At 60.4% G+C, this 19,169-nt stretch carries 15 protein-coding genes and 1 riboswitch; of the genes, 8 read left to right on the top strand and 7 right to left on the bottom strand.

The features are described from left to right. Positions 1-119: 119 nt before the first annotated feature. Complete coding sequence (locus AC2LD7_RS05270; RefSeq protein ID WP_484596799.1) at positions 120-2,012, top strand: PAAR domain-containing protein; 1,893 nt, start codon at positions 120-122, stop codon at positions 2,010-2,012. After that, on the top strand, positions 2,009-2,650 hold the full coding sequence (locus AC2LD7_RS05265; protein WP_484596798.1) for a DUF2931 family protein: 642 nt from the start codon (positions 2,009-2,011) through the stop codon (positions 2,648-2,650). Before AC2LD7_RS05270 ends, AC2LD7_RS05265 begins: the two co-directional genes overlap by 4 nt. A 70-nt stretch (positions 2,651-2,720) precedes the next feature. Here the strand turns inward: AC2LD7_RS05265 and AC2LD7_RS05260 are convergent, their stop codons facing one another. The 3 genes from AC2LD7_RS05260 to AC2LD7_RS05250 all read right to left on the bottom strand — a co-directional run bounded on the left by AC2LD7_RS05260 (position 2,721) and on the right by AC2LD7_RS05250 (position 5,044). Continuing rightward, the gene (locus AC2LD7_RS05260; protein ID WP_484596797.1) at positions 2,721-3,290 is read right to left on the bottom strand and encodes a DUF2780 domain-containing protein; all 570 of its coding nucleotides are present in this window, start codon (positions 3,288-3,290) and stop codon (positions 2,721-2,723) included. 66 nt (positions 3,291-3,356) lie between these two features. Next, positions 3,357-4,118, bottom strand: a complete 762-nt coding sequence (locus tag AC2LD7_RS05255) for an ABC transporter permease (RefSeq protein ID WP_484596796.1) — start codon at positions 4,116-4,118, stop codon at positions 3,357-3,359. Next, positions 4,115-5,044 (bottom strand): ABC transporter ATP-binding protein, encoded by a 930-nt coding sequence (locus tag AC2LD7_RS05250; RefSeq protein WP_484596795.1) that lies wholly within the window; start codon positions 5,042-5,044, stop codon positions 4,115-4,117. The genes AC2LD7_RS05255 and AC2LD7_RS05250 overlap by 4 nt, the downstream gene beginning before the upstream one ends. 282 nt (positions 5,045-5,326) lie before the next feature. Between AC2LD7_RS05250 and ligB the strand changes: the two genes are divergently transcribed. Next, entirely contained in the window at positions 5,327-6,997 is a 1,671-nt protein-coding gene (ligB, locus tag AC2LD7_RS05245; RefSeq protein WP_484596794.1) for an NAD-dependent DNA ligase LigB, read from the top strand. A gap of 54 nt (positions 6,998-7,051) precedes the next feature. After that, positions 7,052-7,432 (top strand): DUF1090 family protein, encoded by a 381-nt coding sequence (locus tag AC2LD7_RS05240; RefSeq protein WP_484596793.1) that lies wholly within the window; start codon positions 7,052-7,054, stop codon positions 7,430-7,432. A 25-nt stretch (positions 7,433-7,457) separates the two neighbouring features. Here the strand turns inward: AC2LD7_RS05240 and AC2LD7_RS05235 are convergent, their stop codons facing one another. Together AC2LD7_RS05235 and AC2LD7_RS05230 are read right to left on the bottom strand one after the other, a co-directional pair. Continuing rightward, positions 7,458-7,904, bottom strand: coding sequence for a c-type cytochrome (locus AC2LD7_RS05235; protein WP_484596792.1), 447 nt, complete (start codon positions 7,902-7,904; stop codon positions 7,458-7,460). A 72-nt stretch (positions 7,905-7,976) separates the two neighbouring features. After that, the gene (locus AC2LD7_RS05230) at positions 7,977-8,411 is read right to left on the bottom strand and encodes a hypothetical protein (protein ID WP_484596791.1); all 435 of its coding nucleotides are present in this window, start codon (positions 8,409-8,411) and stop codon (positions 7,977-7,979) included. A 159-nt stretch (positions 8,412-8,570) separates the two neighbouring features. On the opposite strand from AC2LD7_RS05230, the gene AC2LD7_RS05225 reads away from it, so the two are divergent. The 4 genes from AC2LD7_RS05225 (at position 8,571) to rhlE2 (ending at position 14,501) form a co-directional block, all read left to right on the top strand. Beyond that, a complete protein-coding gene (locus tag AC2LD7_RS05225) occupies positions 8,571-9,821 on the top strand; it encodes a cation:proton antiporter (RefSeq protein WP_484596790.1) in 1,251 nt (416 codons plus the stop codon). A gap of 93 nt (positions 9,822-9,914) precedes the next feature. Continuing rightward, a riboswitch (S-adenosyl-L-homocysteine riboswitch) is annotated at positions 9,915-10,007 on the top strand. Positions 10,008-10,030: 23 nt separating this feature from the next. Next, a complete protein-coding gene (gene ahcY / locus AC2LD7_RS05220; RefSeq protein WP_484596789.1) occupies positions 10,031-11,440 on the top strand; it encodes an adenosylhomocysteinase in 1,410 nt (469 codons plus the stop codon). Between the two features lie 139 nt (positions 11,441-11,579). Continuing rightward, positions 11,580-12,434 (top strand): methylenetetrahydrofolate reductase [NAD(P)H], encoded by an 855-nt coding sequence (metF, locus tag AC2LD7_RS05215; protein ID WP_484596788.1) that lies wholly within the window; start codon positions 11,580-11,582, stop codon positions 12,432-12,434. 234 nt (positions 12,435-12,668) lie between these two features. Continuing rightward, positions 12,669-14,501, top strand: coding sequence for an RNA helicase RhlE2 (rhlE2, locus tag AC2LD7_RS05210; protein WP_484596787.1), 1,833 nt, complete (start codon positions 12,669-12,671; stop codon positions 14,499-14,501). Between the two features lie 86 nt (positions 14,502-14,587). Here rhlE2 and AC2LD7_RS05205 read toward each other — a convergent pair whose 3' ends face one another. Together AC2LD7_RS05205 and AC2LD7_RS05200 are read right to left on the bottom strand one after the other, a co-directional pair. Further along, positions 14,588-16,018, bottom strand: a complete 1,431-nt coding sequence (locus tag AC2LD7_RS05205; RefSeq protein WP_484596786.1) for an efflux transporter outer membrane subunit — start codon at positions 16,016-16,018, stop codon at positions 14,588-14,590. After that, positions 16,015-19,152, bottom strand: a complete 3,138-nt coding sequence (locus AC2LD7_RS05200) for an efflux RND transporter permease subunit (protein ID WP_484596785.1) — start codon at positions 19,150-19,152, stop codon at positions 16,015-16,017. Before AC2LD7_RS05200 ends, AC2LD7_RS05205 begins: the two co-directional genes overlap by 4 nt. Between the last annotated feature and the right edge of the window lie 17 nt (positions 19,153-19,169).

Genomic DNA, 19,169 nt, shown 5'->3' with positions numbered 1-19,169 from the left:
GCAAATTCTAGCGCAACTGCTCAAAGCCTGCGAACCAGCCCATAAAAAACGGCGCACCGTTTACGCTTGCCATGCTCTTGCGGCAAGGTTCCGGCTGCATACCGATAAGGAGATTGGTCATGTCCGGCAAACCGGCCGCCCGCCTGGGCGATCCCACCGCCTGCCCGAAGACCGGGCACGGTAACAACCCCATCGTCAGCGGCTCATCCGACGTACTGTTTGACAGCCTACCCGCCGCCCGCCTGGGTGACGCCACCAGCTGTGGTAGCGCGCTGTCGGGCAATCTCATTCCCAATGTGTTGATCAATGGCAAACCAGCCGCCACGCTGGGCAGCGTTGGCGTCCATGGCGACGTGATCGTTGGCGGTTCCGGCTCGGTCATCATCGGCAATACGCATACGCCAGCGCCGTTCAGCCCGCCTAAACCAATGGTCAACGATCAAGTTGCGGCCGCCACGGCTGTGGCCGTCTCTGCGTTGGCGCCGCAGACAACGCGCCTTGACTCCCGCAGTGGGCAAGAAGCGTCCAGGGCTCTCGCCCCACATGGTCTCGAAGAGGAAGAAGAGGAGGAAGAACTGACCGAACGCCAGGCCGTCACCCTGCGCATCGGCGTGTTTTTCGACGGCACCGGCAACAACGCCAGCAACAGCGCCATCGGCGCTCAATGCCGCGCCTCGGATATCGGATTGGGCGAACTGGAAGCGCAGGCAATCGTCCAGCGCTGCGAAGCCCACCATCTCGATCCGGACAGCAGCTATGCCAATGACGTAAGTAATATCTGGCGGTTGTATGAGCTGTACCGTGATGAGCCGACACCAAAGGATGGCGAAACGCCTAGTATTCTTCGGGTTTATGTCACGGGAATCGGCACAACGACCGGCAAGAGGGACACGTTATTTCCTGGGCAGGCGCTCGGGCGGGGTGACACAGGCGTGTTAGCCAAGGTCGAAGAATGTTTCTCGCTCATCGCCCAGGCGCTGGATACTTTTCAGCAAGCGAATCCGGGTGCAGTGATCGGAGCCTTGGAGCTGGATATATTCGGTTTCAGCCGAGGCGCCGCAGCGGCTAGGCATTTCGCCAATCAGGTATTGCAGCGCGCCCAGGGCCCACTGGGTGCGCTGCAACGTCAGGGGAAGCTCACCCCTGGGCCAGGATTCGATTGGCGCCGCGGCGTAACCATCAATTTCATCGGTCTATTCGATACCGTTGCGGCGATCGGCGGCTGGGACGACTGGGCCGATCCCAGCGACGCCACAAATGGTGGCATCGATCTTTATTTAGCGCCCGATGCGGCCCGGCGGGTTGTGCACTTGGTGGCTCGTGACGAATATCGCCGCAACTTTGCCCTCAACCGAGTCTCTCCTCCTCACCGCGAAATCGTGCTGCCTGGTGCCCATTCGGACCTAGGTGGTGGTTATCCCCCCGAGTCAGTGGAACGACTTTATGTCGTTCGCCCGCGCCGTGACTGGGTCAGCCGCGACACCAACCCGTTGCGTACCTCCGCCTATCAGCAGGCGCAGGATGACACCGAACTTGCTCGCCAAGCCGACTTGCTTGACCCACAGGACAGAACCGCCCGCCTGGAAACCGATGTCTGGGAGCATTTCCCGCCCTTCAGCGGTGGGCGTACCGATCAGATGAAATACGTAATGGCCGCACCCTATCTGGAGCGCACGGTGTATGGGCACCTTTCTCGGGTGTATTTGCGTGTAATGCACGCGCTGGCAATTGGCGAGAAAGTACCTTTTAGGAATGTACCTGTAACAGAGGATCTGAACGTGCCAGAGGAGCTTCTACCGATCTGCGACAAGTCGTTAGCGCGGGTCATGAACGGTAGCGGCTCGCTGAATGAGGATGAGGAACGTCTACTTCGTCAGCGCTATATCCACCTCTCGTCCAATTGGAACGCCGCAATGGGACAGGGCGGCGGTAGGTGGGACACAGTCTTCGTTAATGCCCCCGCCGTAAATGGTCGGGTACGCCACGACGATACCCTAGGAGCGAAGCGATGAAATCGGTACTGCTTGGTCTGCTGTTTTTAATGCTCTTCGGTTGCGCCAGTCCCGAACAGTACGCCGGCAGCCTGCCCTACCCCTATTGGCGCCTGGGCTTTCTCGCTCCGGACTATATGGAGGTCTGGGTGGAAACTGCCGATGTGGAAGATGTCCACGGCAACCGCTTTTATCGGATGGGTGGTGGGACTGCATCAATCGCCAAACCAGCAGATGGCAGCGGAAACGCCGCAGGCTGGCGCAGCAATCTTGGCTGGGGCGCGGGCCGCCACGTTAACGGCTCCGACTTGCCCAAGCGCATTTACGTGCGCTGGCAATCGCTCGCCGAACCGCAAACCTACCGGATTACCATCGAAATTCCTGAACGTGCGCGGCAACTGATGAGCGAGCGTCTCGACCCGCCCTGTCGTACCAGCGAATATCGCCATGCCCTGGCGCTAGGCCTAGCGCCAGGCGGCGTGGTCAAGGGTTGGGTGATGAGTACTTGCGGCGGTCCCATTGAGGTTCTACGAGCCCAAGCGGAAATCGAGCCTAAGGGCCCTTCCCAGGGGAAAACTGGCGGTCAGTACGCACTTCCGTTAGAACCTGAATCCAAAGCCTACATCGAAAAACACGGCATCCCCTATGGATCCTGGTAGCACGCGCTCAGCAAAATGAGCAAAGCCCCGCTAGCTATGCCGTACGGGGCTTCTTTTCTGACTATTGAAATCAGGCGCCGCCGACGCCCCAGATGCCGCCCAAGCTCTGCAGCAGAGAACCGCCCACGCCCTGGTTCCCTAGGTACTGCAGCAACAGCGGCGCGAACTGGCCGATCATGCCGGCATCCATGCCCAGCGCAGAGAACGCCTGATTGACGTCGCCCAGATTCTGCACGCCGTCCACCGCAGCGGCGGCCTGCGCATTGACGGTCGTATCCGACTTTCCTAGCAGGCCAGTAAGCGCGCCCAGTTGTCCGAGCTGATCCAGCCCACTGTCGCCAGTGAGCTTGTCGATGCCGGGTACGGATTTGGCGAGCTGAGCGTAATCGTTGCTGCTCAGCTGCTGCTTCGCCAACTGCAATAGCGCACCGCTGCCGCCTACGGCCTGCGTAGGTGTGACGTTCAATTCGTCAAGCTGACCGATCAGGCTGAGCGCCTGCGCCTGAGAGTTACTCTGCGTAGCGCCATTGCCGCTGATGCCTGACACTGCCCGGGCGGCCTCGCCGAGGTTGAAGGCCGCGGCGGAGCCAGCCGCCAGGCTGAGAGCAGCCAGAACGGCGAGAGAAGGAACGAGTTTCATGCTTGCCTCGAAATAAAAAATGCTCCTCCATGCTACATGGAGCGCGGGAGAAAGGGCCGGACCGGGTCAGTTCTTCAACCGGTAACCCGTCCGGAAGATCCACCAAACCGCCGCCAAACAGGCCATCAGGAAGACCAGGATCATCGCCAGACTGATGCCAACGCCGATGTCGGAGACGCCATAAAAGCTCCAGCGGAAACCGCTGATCAGGTACACCACCGGATTGAATAAAGTGACCTTTTGCCACAGCGGCGGCAGCATTTCGATGGAGTAAAAGCTGCCACCGAGAAAGGCCAACGGCATGACGATGAGCGACGGGACGATTTGCAGCTTCTCCCAACCATCGGCCCAGATGCCGATGATGAAGCCGAACAGGCAGAAGGTCACCGCCGTCAGCACGAGGAACAGCGTCATCATCAACGGATGCTGAATCTCATAGTCGACGAACAGCCGCGCCGTTAGCAGAATCACCACGCCGAGCACCAGTGACTTGGTCGCTGCCGCGCCGACATAGCCAATGACGATCTCCAGATAGGAAACCGGCGCCGACAGCACCTCGTAGATGGTGCCGGAGTAACGCGGCATATAGATGCCGAACGAGGCATTGGAAATACTCTCGGTGAGCAGCGCCATCATGACCAGACCGGGAATGATGAAGGCGCCGTAAGGGATGCCATGCATGGCCTCCATGCGCGAACCAATAGCCGAGCCGAACACCACGAAGTACAGCGAAGTAGAAATAACCGGGGTGGCGATGCTCTGCAACAGCGTGCGCCATGTGCGCGCCAGTTCGAACAGGTAGATGGCCCGGATTGCGTAGAAATTCATATGCGGCTGCCCTTTACCAGACTGACGAAAATTTCCTCCAGCGAACTCTGACTCGATTGCAGATCTTTGAAATCGATGCCGTGCTCAGCCAGTCGCTTGAGCAGATCGGCGATGCCGGTGTCCTCGTGCTGAGCATCGAAAGTAAAGATCAGCTGATTGCCATCGTCGCCCAGCTCCAGCGGATAACCGGCCAGTTCCGCAGGAATTTCCGTCAACGGCCGTTGTAGATGCAAGGTCAGCTGCTTCTTGCCCAGCTTGTGCATCAGCGCTTTCTTGTCCTCGACCAGGATGATTTCACCCTTGCTGATCACCCCGATGCGGTCGGCCATCTCCTCGGCCTCTTCGATGTAATGCGTGGTGAGAATGATCGTCACGCCACGCTCGCGCAGGCCGCGCACCATTTCCCACATATCGCGGCGCAGCTCGACATCGACGCCGGCGGTGGGCTCGTCGAGAAACAGAATGTTCGGCTCGTGAGACAGCGCCTTGGCGATCATCACCCGCCGCTTCATGCCCCCGGATAGCTCGATGATGCGTGCGCCCTTTTTGTCCCATAGCGACAGATCGCGCAGCAGTTTCTCCAGATAGGCATCATCGGGCGCTTTGCCGAACAATCCACGCGAAAAGCGCACCGTGGCCCAGACACTTTCGAAGCCCTCGTTGAACAGCTCCTGCGGCACCAGGCCGATCTTCGAGCGGGCCTCGCGGTAGTCGCCGATGATGTCAAAACCATCGACCAGAACCCGCCCGCTGCCGGGATTGACGATGCCGCAAATGATGCTGATCAGCGTGGTCTTGCCGGCGCCGTTGGGTCCGAGCAGGGCGAAGATTTCGCCCTTGCGGATCTGCAGGTCGATCTGTTTGAGCGCCGGATGCCCGGACGCATAAGTCTTGCTCAGCTGCTCGATGGAGATCACAGATTGCACGGGGGACGTCTCTCCGGAATAGGGATGCGCGATTGTAGTTGCTCGGTCGAGATGAGGCTCGTCATGTTGCGCCACTGGCCCTGGTTGGTAAGCCTTTTTTGCAAGCTGGCTGGGTCTGCGCTGGCTGCCCGGCGACGTCCCGCTGCCCGTTGCGCCATGGTTCATTCCATGCGCTGCCGGCTGAAAAAAGCTAATCGGAAGCGGCCCAACATGCGCTAGTGCACGGCCGCGCCTTGCGCAGCGGGGCACAATGCAACGACCGAAACGAGCAAGGATGCTCTCATGCAACGTCTGATCGCGTTATTTTTCTGTGTAATTTCCTCCGCCAGCCTGGCCGACTGCCCTGACTGGCCCGATAATCGAGCCGCTGAGGAAATCGCCGGACTCGAGCGGCAGCTGGCCGATTGGGACGACGCCTACCACCGCCGTGGCGTCTCGCTGGTCGACGACGAGATCTATGACCAGTCGCGACAACGGCTCCGGCAATGGCAAGCGTGCCTCCCGAAACTCGCCTCGAACGCTGCGGATCCGCTGGCAGGAACCGCCGGACCGGTTGCGCACCCGGTCGCACAGACCGGACTCACGAAGCTTGCCGATGCGGCGGCGGTGCGCGACTGGATCGAGCCCCGCAAGGACTTGTGGATTCAGCCGAAAGTCGATGGCGTAGCGGTGACCTTGCATTACCGGAACGGGAATTTGATCCAGGCCATCAGCCGCGGCGATGGTAGCCACGGTCAGGATTGGACCGACAAGGCCAGGCAATTGCCGGCGATTCCGCAGCAGCTGGCCAGCAGCAACGAACTAATTCTGCAGGGCGAGCTTTATTGGCGTCAGGACGCACATGTCCAGGCGGAAGCGGGTGGTGCCGGCGCGCGCGGAAAGGTCGCCGGGGCGATGGCTCGCCAAGCGCTGGACGACACAACGGCGATGCAAATCGGCCTGTTCGTCTGGGATTGGCCTAATGGTCCGGCAGGAATGCAGGCGCGTCTGGATGGTCTGGCCGCACTAGGCTTCGACGCAAGTGCTGAGCTGACCCAGCCTATTGCCACCGCTCAACAAGCCGAACAGTGGCGCGACCACTGGTATCGCCATCCGCTGCCCTTCGCCAGTGATGGCGTGGTGCTGCGCCAGGGCCGGCGACCGGATGGCGCGCGCTGGCAAGCCCAGCCACCGCATTGGGCAGCGGCTTGGAAATATCCACTGCGCACTGCGTTGGCGCAGGTTCGCCAGGTGCACTTCAACATCGGCCGAAGCGGCCGGATTACCCCAATCCTCCAGCTCGATCCGGTTCAACTAGACGACCGCCGCATCACCCGCGTCAGCCTCGGGTCACTCAAAACATGGAAGGCACAGGATATCCGGCCAGGCGATCAGGTCGCGATCACTCTCGCCGGACTGACGATTCCGCGACTGAGCGCTGTCATCTGGCGAACACGGCAACGCCAGGAGATCGAGGTACCCAACCGCGCCGACTACGATTCCCAGAGCTGCTGGCATGCGAGCCACGGCTGCAACCAACAGTTTGTTGCGCGGCTCACCTGGTTGAGCGGCAAACACGGGCTGGACCTGCCGAATCTCGGCCCAGGCACCTGGAGAATGCTGGTCGAAGCGAATGCATTGACGGGATTGCTCGACTGGCTGCACTTCGACGAAGCCCGCCTGCAGCAGATCCAGGGCATCGGCCAGACCAGCGCCGAAGCCCTGGTAAACAGCTATCAGTTGGCTCATGAACGGCCGTTTGGCGTCTGGCTGCGTGCCATCGGTCTACCGCCGAGCGGCGATGCGGATATAGAAGCGAACTGGGAAACTCTGGCCGCTAGAAGCGTAGCGCAATGGCAAGCCGAACCGGGCATTGGCATCACCCGCGCGCGACAGTTGCACGCGTTCTTCGCGGAACCTGAGGTGCTGAAGCTGCGCCATCAGCTGCGTACCGCACGGATCGCCGGGTTCTGAGGGCACTTAGCCGATTCAGCCCAGTCATAAGCCTAAGAATAAAAAGGAGAGCGCATGTCCGCCCGGCGAACCATTCTCATCTTGCTGCTGCTTAGTTTTAGCGGCGCCCAGGCATCCATTGCAGCCCCGGACCCCGTCGAGGCATGCCACGATGCGCGTAAAACGATCGGAGAGCAGATTCAGGGCGCCCGCCTGAAGGGTGACGACAGCCAGCGCGTAGCGCTCGAAGAGCGCCTGCAGGGCCTTAACGAACGCTGCCGTGGCATGGTCCCGTTACAACCCAATCATGCGGAGGTAGAGAAGGCGACTCGCCTGACCAGCGAGCGCGAAGCGCAATTACGCGAAGCCTTGGGGACGGGCGATGCGCAGATGATCGAGCTGCATAAGCGGCGCCTGGATCACGCCCGGAAACAACTGGAAGCGGCCAAGCGCTGAACCGTCGCCAATCCGCAATCAAACGTCAGTAAGCGCGAAATTTCTGATGGCAGGCTTCACAGGCATCTTCCACACGCTGGAAGGCCGGCGCGATACTTTCAGCAGTCACCGGGACCTTAGCCGTTGCGGCTACCAGCGCAGCGGTGTGCGCTTCGAGCTCGCGCGCCATCTGGTTGAAGCGTTCCTGCTGCTGCCAGACATCGTCGCGGGCATCGCTCTGCTCTTCCTTGACCTCTGGGTAGAATTGCCAAGGCTGCCGCGACAGCTCGTCCAGTTTCGCCGCGCCGCTGACAAAGCCCTGCGGATCAAAAGCCAAACGGCCACGCAGCATGCCGCCGAGGTCTTCCTTGGTATCGAGCATTTGTTGATAAATGGCCTTGCGCTTGCCGAGCGGCGAATTGGGATCGATGCGATCACAGCCGGCCAGCGCGAAAACGGCGATCAGCGACAAACTCAACGACAACAGCTTCATGATTCAGCCACTCGCAAGTACAACGGCCGGCGATTATCGCCGCTACCGGCCGTTTCACCAAACGCCAAGCGGCTACTGCGACCATTCACCACCCGCGCTCTCGCAATCGATCTTGGCCTGGGCGCGATCGGTCGACTTGTAGTTGTAGGTCACGATTCGGGCTTTCTCAGGCACGGTTGTCGGCGCTGGGGTGTCGGTCGCCTGGGTGCCAGCGGCGCGCTCGTTGGCGAGGGTTTCCGGTGTCAATGCGGCGGTACAGACACCAAAATGGCCAGTCGGGCAGCTCTCCACAATCTCCCGGCGCGAATTCTTGACCGCTTCGTTGTTCTGGCAGACCCAGTCGATATCGTTATCGTCCATGCCCTCGTAGCGAAAACATTTTTCGGTGACCACCGGCGGCGGCACTGCGCCGGACGTCTCAGCGGTGACATGACAGGAATTGGCGGCAGCTGGCAGGCTCAACGCGACGGCAATGGCAAGCAGAACAGCACGGAACAAGAGGTTCATATTGGCAGCTCCTGAGGGTCATTTCGCCCGGCGAGGTTCACCGAACCTCTTCGTGTGACCGCCCTGGCGCAAGTTGAGTTCGGCGCTGGCAAAGGCACCAATGGCGCCGCTGTCGAGTCCATTCTGCATTCGATCTGAAACCGCTGAATCGGGGTCCGCATGCTTGAGCTCTCGGCAATCTTTATCAGCCTCACCGCGCTACTCGCCTATCTTAACTATCGCTTCATCGGCCTGCCGCCGACTATTGGCGTCATGGCCACGGCATTGGTTTTCTCGCTTGTGCTGCACGGGCTGGCGATGCTGGGATTACCTTCGCTCGAAGAACGGATCGAAGCGCTGGTCGGACAGATCGACTTCAACCACTTACTGATGGACGGCATGTTGTCGTTTCTGCTGTTTGCCGGCGCGCTGCACATCAACCTCGCGGATTTGCGCGCTCGCCGCTGGGCCATTGGCCTATTGGCCACACTCGGCGTGCTGTTCTCGACGGCGGTAATCGGTCTGGGCAGTTGGTGGATTCTCGAGCGGTTCGGACTGCAACCGCCACTGATCTATTGCCTGCTGTTCGGTGCGCTGATTTCCCCCACCGACCCGATCGCGGTACTGGGCATCATGCGTTCGGCCGGCGCACCGAAAGCACTGGAGACCACTATTGTCGGCGAGTCGTTGTTCAACGACGGCGTCGCCGTGGTGGTATTCACCGTGCTGCTCGGTGTGCTCGCACGCGGCGAAGCACCGGGCGTGAACGAGGCAATCTGGCTGTTCGTCGAAGAGGCCGGCGGCGGCATGCTGCTCGGCGCATTGCTCGGTGCATTAACCTTCGCCCTGCTGAAAAGCATCGACCAATACCAGATCGAAGTGCTGCTGACCCTAGCTCTGGTGCTCGGCGGCTATGCGCTGGCAACTCACCTTCACGTTTCCGGGCCGATCGCCATGGTGGTGGCGGGGTTGATCATCGGCAACCAGGGGCGACGGCATGCAATGTCGGAACGCACCCGGGGAAACCTAGACAACTTCTGGGAGCTGCTCGACGAAATCCTCAACGCGGTGCTGTTCGTGCTGATCGGCATGGAGATTGTGCTGCTGCCATTCAGAGCGCAGTACCTGCTGATCGCCCTATGCGTCACGCTGCTGATCCTCTGCACACGCCTGGTGGCAGTCGGCCCTGCCGCGCTCTTGCTGCGCGCACTAGGCCGTGCGCTGCCCAACGGCACGGTACGCATCCTCACCTGGGGCGGGCTGCGTGGCGGCATCTCGGTGGCTCTGGTGCTTGCGCTGCCGGCCAGTGAGGAGCGCAACCTACTGCTCAACATCACCTATTTGGTGGTGCTTTTCTCGATTCTGGTCCAGGGATTGAGCATTAGTCGGCTGGTCCGCCATATCTGCACCCGCGACACCAACGGTCGCTGACGGGGGGCGCTGCGCCGGGCTTGGGATTGGCCGCGGTCACAGCTATAATCGCCGGGTTTCACACCGCCGACACCGCTCGGCCGTGCCCGCCACCTGTCCGAGGGGCGCTGCAGCAGGTACCCATTCAAGGGATCTGTCAGGCTCGGATGGGGCGTTAACCATACGCATCAACGGCGCCCATTCGCACAAAACGAATGGAGAACTCTTCAATGAGCGCTGTCATGACGCCTGCCGGTTTCAACGACTACAAGGTCGCCGACATTTCCCTGGCCGCCTGGGGCCGCCGCGAGATCATCATCGCCGAATCGGAAATGCCGGCCCTGATGGGCCTGCGCCACAAGTACGCCGGCGAGCAGCCGCTCAAAGGCGCGAAGATCCTCGGCTGCATCCACATGACCATCCAGACCGCCGTGCTGATCGAGACGCTGACCGCCCTTGGCGCCGAAGTCCGCTGGTCCAGCTGCAATATCTTTTCGACTCAGGATCAGGCCGCCGCAGCCATCGCTGCCGCCGGTATCCCGGTATTTGCTTGGAAAGGCGAGACTGAAGAAGAGTATGAGTGGTGCATCGAGCAGACCATCCTCAAGGGCGGCCAGCCCTGGGATGCCAACATGATCCTCGACGATGGCGGCGATCTGACCCAGATACTCCATGACAAGTATCCGCAGGTGCTGGAGCGCGTCCACGGCGTCACCGAGGAAACCACCACAGGCGTGCATCGCCTGCAGGACATGCTGAAGAAAGGCACCCTGAAAATCCCGGCGATCAACGTCAATGACTCGGTCACCAAGAGCAAGAACGACAACAAGTACGGCTGCCGCCACAGCCTCAACGACGCTATCAAACGCGCCACCGACCATCTGCTGTCCGGCAAGCAGGCGCTGGTCATCGGCTACGGCGATGTGGGCAAGGGTTCGGCGCAATCGCTGCGTCAGGAAGGCATGATCGTCAAAGTCTCGGAAGTCGACCCGATCTGCGCCATGCAGGCGTGCATGGACGGCTTCGAGCTAGTCTCCCCATACAAGGACGGTTTGAATGATGGCACCGATGCGTGCATTGACACCGCGCTGCTGGGCAAGATCGATCTGATCGTCACCACCACCGGCAACGCCAACGTCTGTGACGCCGCCATGCTCAAGGCGCTAAAGAAGCGCGCCGTGGTCTGCAACATCGGTCACTTCGACAACGAGATCGACACCGCCTTCATGCGTAAGAACTGGGCGTGGGAAGAGGTCAAGCCGCAGGTGCATAAGATCCACCGCACCGGCGCGGGCAGCTTCGATGCGCAGAACGATGACTACCTGATCCTGCTGGCCGAAGGCCGTCTGGTTAACCTGGGCAATGCCACTGGCCACCCGAGCCGGATCATGGACGGCTCCTTCGCCAACCAGGTGCTGGCACAGATCCACCTGTACAACGAGAAGTTCGCCGATCTGCCGGTCGTAGAGAAGACCAAGAACGTCACCGTCATGGTGCTGCCGAAGAAACTCGACGAGGAAGTCGCGGCCGAGATGGTCAAGGGCTTCGGTGGTGTGATTACCCGCCTGACGCCGACCCAGGCCGAGTATATCGGCGTCGAGGTTGAAGGGCCGTTCAAGCCGGACTCTTACCGCTACTAAAACCGCTGGAGGCTAAAGGCTGGAAAGCTGGACGAAAGAGCGCCACCGAGCTGCCTTTTCGTTCAGCCTCCAGCCTCCAGCCTTCATCGATAAAAGGACGTCTCGAGCAGCCTCTGCCCGACAACCCCCTGGATTTGTCATGAGCAACCCTCTACCCCGCCCCGCCATCAGCTTCGAGTTCTTTCCTACCAAGACCGATGCCGGGCACGAAAAACTGCTGGCCACCGCTCGTAGGCTGGCTGAGTACAAACCCGACTTTTTCTCCTGCACCTACGGTGCCGGGGGATCGACCCGCGACCGCACCCTCAACACCGTGCTGCAACTCGACGGCGAAGTGAAGGTGCCCACCGCACCGCATCTTTCGTGTGTCGGCGACAGCAAGCAGGAGCTGCGCGAGCTGATCGGTTTATACAAGGAAGCCGGCATCAAGCGCATCGTCGCCTTGCGCGGCGATTTACCCTCGGGAATGGGCATGGCCAGCGGCGAGCTGCGCTACGCCAACGAACTGGTCGAGTTCATTCGCGCCGAAACGGGTGATCATTTCCATATCGAGATCGCCGCCTATCCGGAGATGCATCCGCAGGCGCGCAATTTCGAGGACGATTTGGCCAACTTCGTGCGCAAGGCGAAAGCCGGTGCCGACAGCGCCATCACCCAGTACTTCTTCAACGCCGACTGCTACTTCTATTTTGTCGAGCGCGTGCGCAAGCTGGGAATCGAAACGCCGATCGTCCCGGGCATCATGCCCATTACCAACTACAGCAAACTGGCGCGCTTTTCCGATGCCTGCGGTGCGGAAATCCCGCGCTGGGTGCGTAAGCAGCTGGAAGCCTATGGCGATGATCTGGACAGCATCCAGGCCTTCGGCGAGCAGGTGATCACCGAGATGTGCGAGAAGCTACTAGCAGGCGGCGCACCGGGTTTACACTTCTATACCTTGAACCAGGCCGAGCCCAGCCTGGCCATTTGGGACAACTTAAAACTGGTGCGTTGATTCGAAGATTCAGCTCCCTGCGAAACAGGGAGCTGGTCAATGAACCTGCGAACTGCCACACTGTCCTACCAATGCGGCGTTAACAGGCTCTGTTATACTCCGTGCTTCCGCCAGGCTTACGCCCGGATGTCAGCATCTTCCAATGCGGCAGGACCGGACGGGATCGCACGCCAGTCGCGATTCGAGCCAGGCATGACCATCCCAGGGCATCGCCCTATACAGACAGGATTACTCATGTCCTTTGCTTCCCTCGGTCTCTCCGAGGCTTTGGCCGGTGCCGTCGAGGCCGCCGGTTATACCCAGCCTACACCAGTGCAACAGCGGGCCATTCCCGCCGTGTTGCAAGGACGCGACCTGATGGTCGCCGCACAGACAGGTACCGGCAAGACCGGTGGGTTCGCCCTTCCTGTACTCGAATTGCTGTTTCCCGGCGGCCACCCCGACCGTGAACACCGCCATGGCCCGCGCCAGCCACGCGTGCTAGTGCTAACGCCGACCCGTGAGCTCGCTGCACAGGTTCACGACAGCTTCAAGGTTTACGCCCGCGACCTCCCGCTTAAAAGCGCGGTGATCTTTGGCGGCGTCGGCATGAACCCCCAGGTCCAGGCATTGGCCAAAGGTGTCGACGTACTGGTGGCCTGTCCGGGACGCCTGCTCGATCTGGCGAATCAGAAAGCCATCGATCTTTCCCATGTGGAAATCCTGGTTCTTGACGAAGCCGACCGCATGCTCGACATGGGCTTCATCCATGACGTCAAGAAGGTCTTGGCCAAGCTACCGACCAAACGCCAGAATCTGCTGTTCTCGGCCACCTTCTCCAAAGACATCACCGATCTCGCCGGTAAGCTGTTGCACGAGCCCGAGAAGATCCAGGTGACTCCGCCGAACACCACGGTCGAGCGCATCGAGCAGCGCGTATTCCGCCTTGCCGCCTCGCATAAACGTGCATTACTCGCCCATCTGATCACTCAGGGGGCTTGGGAGCAGGTGCTGGTCTTCACCCGCACCAAGCACGGTGCCAACCGTCTCGCTGAGTACCTCGACAAGCACGGCCTGCCAGCCGTCGCGATTCACGGCAACAAAAGCCAGAACGCTCGGACCAAGGCTCTGGCGGACTTCAAGGCGAACGCCGTCCGTATTCTGGTCGCCACTGACATTGCTGCCCGCGGTTTGGATATCGATCAACTGCCGCATGTGGTCAACTTCGAGCTACCGAACGTCGAGGAAGATTATGTGCACCGCATCGGCCGTACCGGCCGAGCCGGTCGCAGCGGTGAAGCCATCTCGCTGGTCGCGCCCGACGAGGAAAAACTGCTCAAGGGCATTGAGCGGATGACCAAGCAGAAGATTCCAGACGGCGATTTGATGGGCTTCGACGCCAGCACCATCGAGGCGGAAAAGCCTGAGGTGCGCGAGCCCCGCCAGCCGCGTCCGGCCCGCAACAGCGAGCGCAAGCCCCGCGCCGAGCGCACTGCGAAAACAGCCGAATCGAGCAGTGAACCAAAAGAGCGTGATCGCAACCGCCGCGGCCGCAACAAACCGCGCAACACGAGTACCGACCAGGGCTCGACGGCACAAGGCGCTGCCGCTACGCCGGTCAGCCGTCCGCCGCGTCTTCCCGGTGATCGCGATCCTGAAGTGTTTCTTGATGACGAGATAGATAACTTCGGCAATAGCGTCGATTACGTCAGCCCCTATCAAAACAAACAGGGCCGCGGCCGCCGCCCAGGTGCTCCGGCTCAACCCGGTGGCGGTCAGCCTCGTGCTGCGGCTGGCCAACGCGGCGGCGCAGCCTCGACAGGCGGCGCAGCAACTCAAGGCAAAGGCAAACGTCAGGGGCAAGGCCAGCCAGCTCGCGGTGGCCAGCCACGGCGCAAGAACGAAGGCCGCCGGGTCGACAATGATGGCGGGGCTCGCCAAGACATCGCAGCCAAGCCGAAGGAAAAGCAGCCGCTGATCATCCACAAGGAATCGAAGATCGATCGTTTGCCCAGCGCTGAGCAATTGGATCAGCTACCGACAAAGCCTCGCGGCGAGAAACCAGCATTGCTGACCCGCAATCGCTGATTCGAGACGTAAACAAGAACGCCGCCTTCAAAGGCGGCGTTTTTGTTTGTGTTTCGAGAAAGGCGAGCTGTTACAGCCAGCGAACCCTAGCCTTCGCTAGGCATTGGCTCGGCTTCTGCATCCCAGCCGCCACCCAAGGCCTTGAACAGATTGACCTCGCTGACCATCTGCGCCAGCCGGTCGCTGATGAACTGCTGCTGCACGTCGAACAGCTGACGCTGGGCATCGAGCAGAACCAGATAGCTGTCGACTCCGGTCCGGTAACGCCGCTCAGCGAGACGGTAGTAGTCTTCGCTGGTCTCCAGCAGGTCACGCTGCGCTTGCACTTGGCGGGTATAGGTCGCCTGGGCAGCCAGACCATCGGCCACTTCGCGGAATGCGGTCTGGATGGTTGACTCGTACTGCGCGACCTGGATGTTGCGACTGATTTCGGCATAGTCGAGATTGGCCCGCAGCTGGCCGGCATTGAATATCGGCACACTGATGCTCGGCGAGAAGTTCCAGTAGCTGGAACCGCCATCGAACAGGCCGGACAATTCGCTGCTCGCCGTACCCACCGCGCCGGTCAGACTGATACGCGGGAAGAATGCCGCTCTGGCCGCGCCAATATTCGCGTTGGCAGCGCGCAACTGGTATTCGGCCTGAATGATATCGGGGCGCTTGTAGAGCAAGTCGGAAGGCAGGCCGACCGGCAATATCGCCAGCAGGTCACGCTCCAATCGACCGTCAGCCGGCAGGACGACCGGAATGTTCTGCCCAAGCAGCAGCGTCACTGCGTTGCGATCCTGCGCCACCTGACGGGTATAGCGCTCGATGCCTACCCGGGCGGTATCGGCCGCGCTGCGCGCCTGGCTCAGCTCCAAGGCCGAGGCGACACCTACATCAAAGCTGCGCTGGGTGAGTTCGAGGCTTTCTTCGAACGCCTTCAGCGTGTCGCGACTGACCTGTAGCAGCGCCTGGTCGGCCTGCAAGGTCAGCCAGGCATTGGCGACGCTGGCGATCAAGCTGATGCGCGTGCTGCGCTGTGCCGCCTCGGTGGCAAAATATTCCTGCAGCGCCTGCTCGCGAAGGCTACCCAGCCGGCCGAACAGGTCCAGTTCCCACGCCACCCCGAGCGTCGCACTGTACTGGCTGCCGATACGGTCCTGCCCCGTCTGGCTGAGATCGCCAGGCGTACGGGTGCGGCTACCGGAGCCGTCGGCGCTCACCGCAGGTAGCAGATCGGCGCGCTGAATCCGATACAGCGCCCGATAGGCGTCGACATTGAGTGCCGCGGCGCGCAGGTCGCGGTTGTTTTCCAGCGCCACATCGATCAGCTGGCGCAGCACGGGATCGCGGAAGAACTCCTCCCAGCCCAGATCCATCTGCTGCCCTTGGCCCCCATTGACGACGCCAACGTAGGCTTCGCCCTCGGGCCAGCTCGTCGCGGTCGGCGCATCTGGGCGCTGGTATTCGGGAATCAGGGAGCAGCCGCTCAGCGCGGCCATCAGCGCCAGACTTAATACGGACTTGTTCATTGTGCATCTCCCTTTGGCTCTTCGACGGTCGGCTTACTGCGATCGCCCAACGAAGACACCAGAACATAGAACAACGGCACCCAGAAAATCACCAGCACCGTTGCCGTCAGCATGCCGCCGATGACGCCGGTACCGATGGCATGCGAGCTACCTGCACCAGCACCACTGGCGAGGGCCAGCGGCACCACGCCGAGGGTAAAGGCCAGCGATGTCATGACGATCGGGCGCAATCGCATACGGCACGCCTGTACCGCCGCATCGAAGCGACTCACGCCCTGTTCGTGCAGATCCTTGGCGAACTCGACGATAAGAATGGCATTCTTCGCGGTCAGACCGATGGTGGTCAACAGACCGACCTGGAAGAACACATCATTGGACAACCCGCGCCCCATGGTCGCCAGCAACGCACCAATGACACCCAACGGCACCACCAGCATTACCGCAAACGGAATGGACCAGCTTTCGTATAGTGCGGCCAGGCAAAGGAATACGACCAGAAGCGATAGCGCATAGAGCGCTGGCGCCTGATCACCTGATAGACGCTCCTCGTAGGACAGGCCCGTCCAGGAGATGCCAACCCCTTCCGGTAACTGCTCGGCAATCTCTTCAACTGCCGCCATGGCATCGCCGGAACTGTAACCTGGTGCGGCCTGACCCATGATTTCCATCGCAGACACGCCATCGTAGCGAGACAGTTTGGGCGATCCATAGACCCATTCGCCACTGGCAAAAGAACTGAATGGGACCATTTCGCCTTCGTCGTTGCGTACGAACCATTTGTCCAGGTCTTCGGGGTTCATCCGTGCGCTGGCCTCGCCTTGCACATACACCTTCTTCACCCGCCCGCGGTCGATAAAGTCATTGATATAACTTGAACCCCAGCCAATCGATAGCGTGTCGTTGATCGCACCGAGCGATACACCCAGCACCCGTGCCTTCTCATCGTCGATCAGCAACTGGTACTGAGGCTCATCGTTCAAACCGTTGGGCCGTACAGCTGTCAGCGCCGGATTCTGAGCAGCCAGCCCCAAGAACTGATTGCGCGCCTCCATGAGCACGTCATGACCAACGCCAGCACGGTCTTGCAGATAGAAGTTGAAGCCGGTCGCGTTACCCAACTCCATGACCGCCGGCGGTGCAAAGGCGAACACCATGGCGTCACGAAGGGTATTGAAATGCGCCTGCGCCCGCTGGGCGACTGCGGACACGCTCAGCTCAGGGTCAGAGCGTTCATCCCACGGGCGCAGACCGATGAATGCCATGCCCGAATTCTGCCCACGGCCAGCGAAATTGAACCCTGTAACGGTAAACACGGAGCGCACCGCTTCTGATTCTTCGCGCAACAGATATTCGCGCATTGCGTCGACGGTCTGCTGGGTCCGCTCGGCTGTTGAGCCGGCTGGGGTCTGCACCTGAGCAAAGAGTACGCCCTGGTCTTCTTCCGGCAGGAACGAGCTGGGTATTCGGGTAAAAAGAACAGCCATTACTGCGACAATAACGACATAGAGCAACAAATAAGGGATTTTGCGACGCAGTATCGCTATCACGCCTCGCTCATAACCATTAACGCCGCGATCAAAGGTGCGATTGAACCAGCCAAAGAAGCCCCGCTTCTCTTCGTGATGACCCTTGGGAATGGGCTTCAGCAAGGTGACACAAAGCGCAGGCGTGAAAACCAGCGCCACCAGCACCGATAGCGCCATTGCCGAGGCGATAGTGATTGAAAACTGTCGGTAGATAACGCCAGTGGATCCGCCGAAGAACGCCATCGGCAAAAATACAGCTGACAGCACCAGGCCAATCCCCACTAGTGCGCCCTGGATTTGCGTCATGGATTTGCGCGTGGCCTCGAGTGGCGAAAGACCCTCTTCGGCCATTACCCGCTCGACGTTTTCGACCACCACGATGGCGTCATCCACCAGCAATCCGATAGCCAGAACCATCGCAAACATTGTCAGTGTGTTTATGCTGAAGCCAAACGCCGCGAGAATGCCAAACGTACCCAGCAACACCACAGGCACCGCCAACGTCGGAATTAGCGTGGCGCGAAAGTTCTGGAGAAACAGGTACATCACCAGGAAGACCAGAACGATGGCCTCGATCAATGTATGCACTACGCCGGTAATCGAAGCTGACACCACGGGTGAAGTATCGTAGGGATAGACCACCTCCATCCCCTCGGGAAAGAAGGGCTCCAATTCGGAAATCGTCGCGCGAATTGCCTTCGCCGTATCCAGCGCGTTGGCACCGGTGGCAAGCTTGAGCGCGATGCCTGATGCCGGCTTGCCGTTATACAGCACACTAATGGCGGCGTTCTGCTCGCCCAGCTCAACGCGGGCGACGTCGCCCAGGCGGACCTGCGAGCCGTCGCCATTGACCTTGAGCAGGATTTCACGGAACTGCTCAGGGGTTTGCAGGCGGGTCTTGCCTATTATGGTAGCGCTCAGCTGTTGCCCAGGCACCGCCGGCAAGCCACCGAATTGCCCGGCCGAAACCTGGACGTTCTGCTCGCGAATCGCATTACCCACGTCAACCGGGGTAAGACTGAAGTTGTTCAACTTGGCGGGGTCAAGCCAGATGCGCATGGCGTATTGCGACCCGAACACCTGGAAATCGCCAACGCCAGGCGTTCTCGAGATCGGGTCTTGGATGTTGGACACGATGTAGTCCGACAGGTCGGCCCGATTCATGCTGCCATCGGTCGAAACCAGACCGACTACCATCAGAAAGTTCCTGACTGCCTTCGTTACCCGAATGCCCTGCTGCTGGACTTCCTGCGGCAATAGCGGCGTGGCCAGCTGCAGCTTGTTCTGCACCTGCACCTGTGCGATATCCGGGTTGGTGCCTTGCTCGAAGGTTACGGTGATGCTCATGCTGCCATCGGAGTTGCTTTCCGAAGACATGTAGCGCAGACCGTCGATGCCGTTGAGCTGTTGCTCGATGACCTGGACCACGGTGTCTTGCACGGTCTGTGCGGAAGCACCCGGATAAGCGACCTGAATGCCCACTGCGGGCGGTGCGATACTCGGGTATTGATTGACTGGCAGCCCGAGAATGGACAGCCCGCCGGCAAGCATGATCACCAGGGCGATCACCCAGGCGAAAATTGGCCGGTCGATAAAGAATCTGGACATTAAATGATTATCCTTGG

The organism is Stutzerimonas sp. (genome assembly GCF_982611455.1).
Note: the sequence above shows the minus strand (reverse complement) of the source record. Positions and strands in the feature narration are given on the sequence as shown.

What these genes read in the sequence shown, in the direction of transcription:
- AC2LD7_RS05270 (WP_484596799.1), top strand. Translation starts at nt 120, where the DNA reads ATGTCCGGCAAACCGGCCGCCCGCCTGGGCGATCCCACCGCCTGCCCG.
- AC2LD7_RS05265 (WP_484596798.1), top strand. Translation starts at nt 2,009, where the DNA reads ATGAAATCGGTACTGCTTGGTCTGCTGTTTTTAATGCTCTTCGGTTGC.
- AC2LD7_RS05260 (WP_484596797.1), bottom strand. Translation starts at nt 3,290, where the DNA reads ATGAAACTCGTTCCTTCTCTCGCCGTTCTGGCTGCTCTCAGCCTGGCG.
- AC2LD7_RS05255 (WP_484596796.1), bottom strand. Translation starts at nt 4,118, where the DNA reads ATGAATTTCTACGCAATCCGGGCCATCTACCTGTTCGAACTGGCGCGC.
- ligB (WP_484596794.1), top strand. Translation starts at nt 5,327, where the DNA reads ATGCAACGTCTGATCGCGTTATTTTTCTGTGTAATTTCCTCCGCCAGC.
- AC2LD7_RS05240 (WP_484596793.1), top strand. Translation starts at nt 7,052, where the DNA reads ATGTCCGCCCGGCGAACCATTCTCATCTTGCTGCTGCTTAGTTTTAGC.
- AC2LD7_RS05235 (WP_484596792.1), bottom strand. Translation starts at nt 7,904, where the DNA reads ATGAAGCTGTTGTCGTTGAGTTTGTCGCTGATCGCCGTTTTCGCGCTG.
- AC2LD7_RS05230 (WP_484596791.1), bottom strand. Translation starts at nt 8,411, where the DNA reads ATGAACCTCTTGTTCCGTGCTGTTCTGCTTGCCATTGCCGTCGCGTTG.
- AC2LD7_RS05225 (WP_484596790.1), top strand. Translation starts at nt 8,571, where the DNA reads ATGCTTGAGCTCTCGGCAATCTTTATCAGCCTCACCGCGCTACTCGCC.
- ahcY (WP_484596789.1), top strand. Translation starts at nt 10,031, where the DNA reads ATGAGCGCTGTCATGACGCCTGCCGGTTTCAACGACTACAAGGTCGCC.
- metF (WP_484596788.1), top strand. Translation starts at nt 11,580, where the DNA reads ATGAGCAACCCTCTACCCCGCCCCGCCATCAGCTTCGAGTTCTTTCCT.
- rhlE2 (WP_484596787.1), top strand. Translation starts at nt 12,669, where the DNA reads ATGTCCTTTGCTTCCCTCGGTCTCTCCGAGGCTTTGGCCGGTGCCGTC.
- AC2LD7_RS05205 (WP_484596786.1), bottom strand. Translation starts at nt 16,018, where the DNA reads ATGAACAAGTCCGTATTAAGTCTGGCGCTGATGGCCGCGCTGAGCGGC.
- AC2LD7_RS05200 (WP_484596785.1), bottom strand. Translation starts at nt 19,152, where the DNA reads ATGTCCAGATTCTTTATCGACCGGCCAATTTTCGCCTGGGTGATCGCC.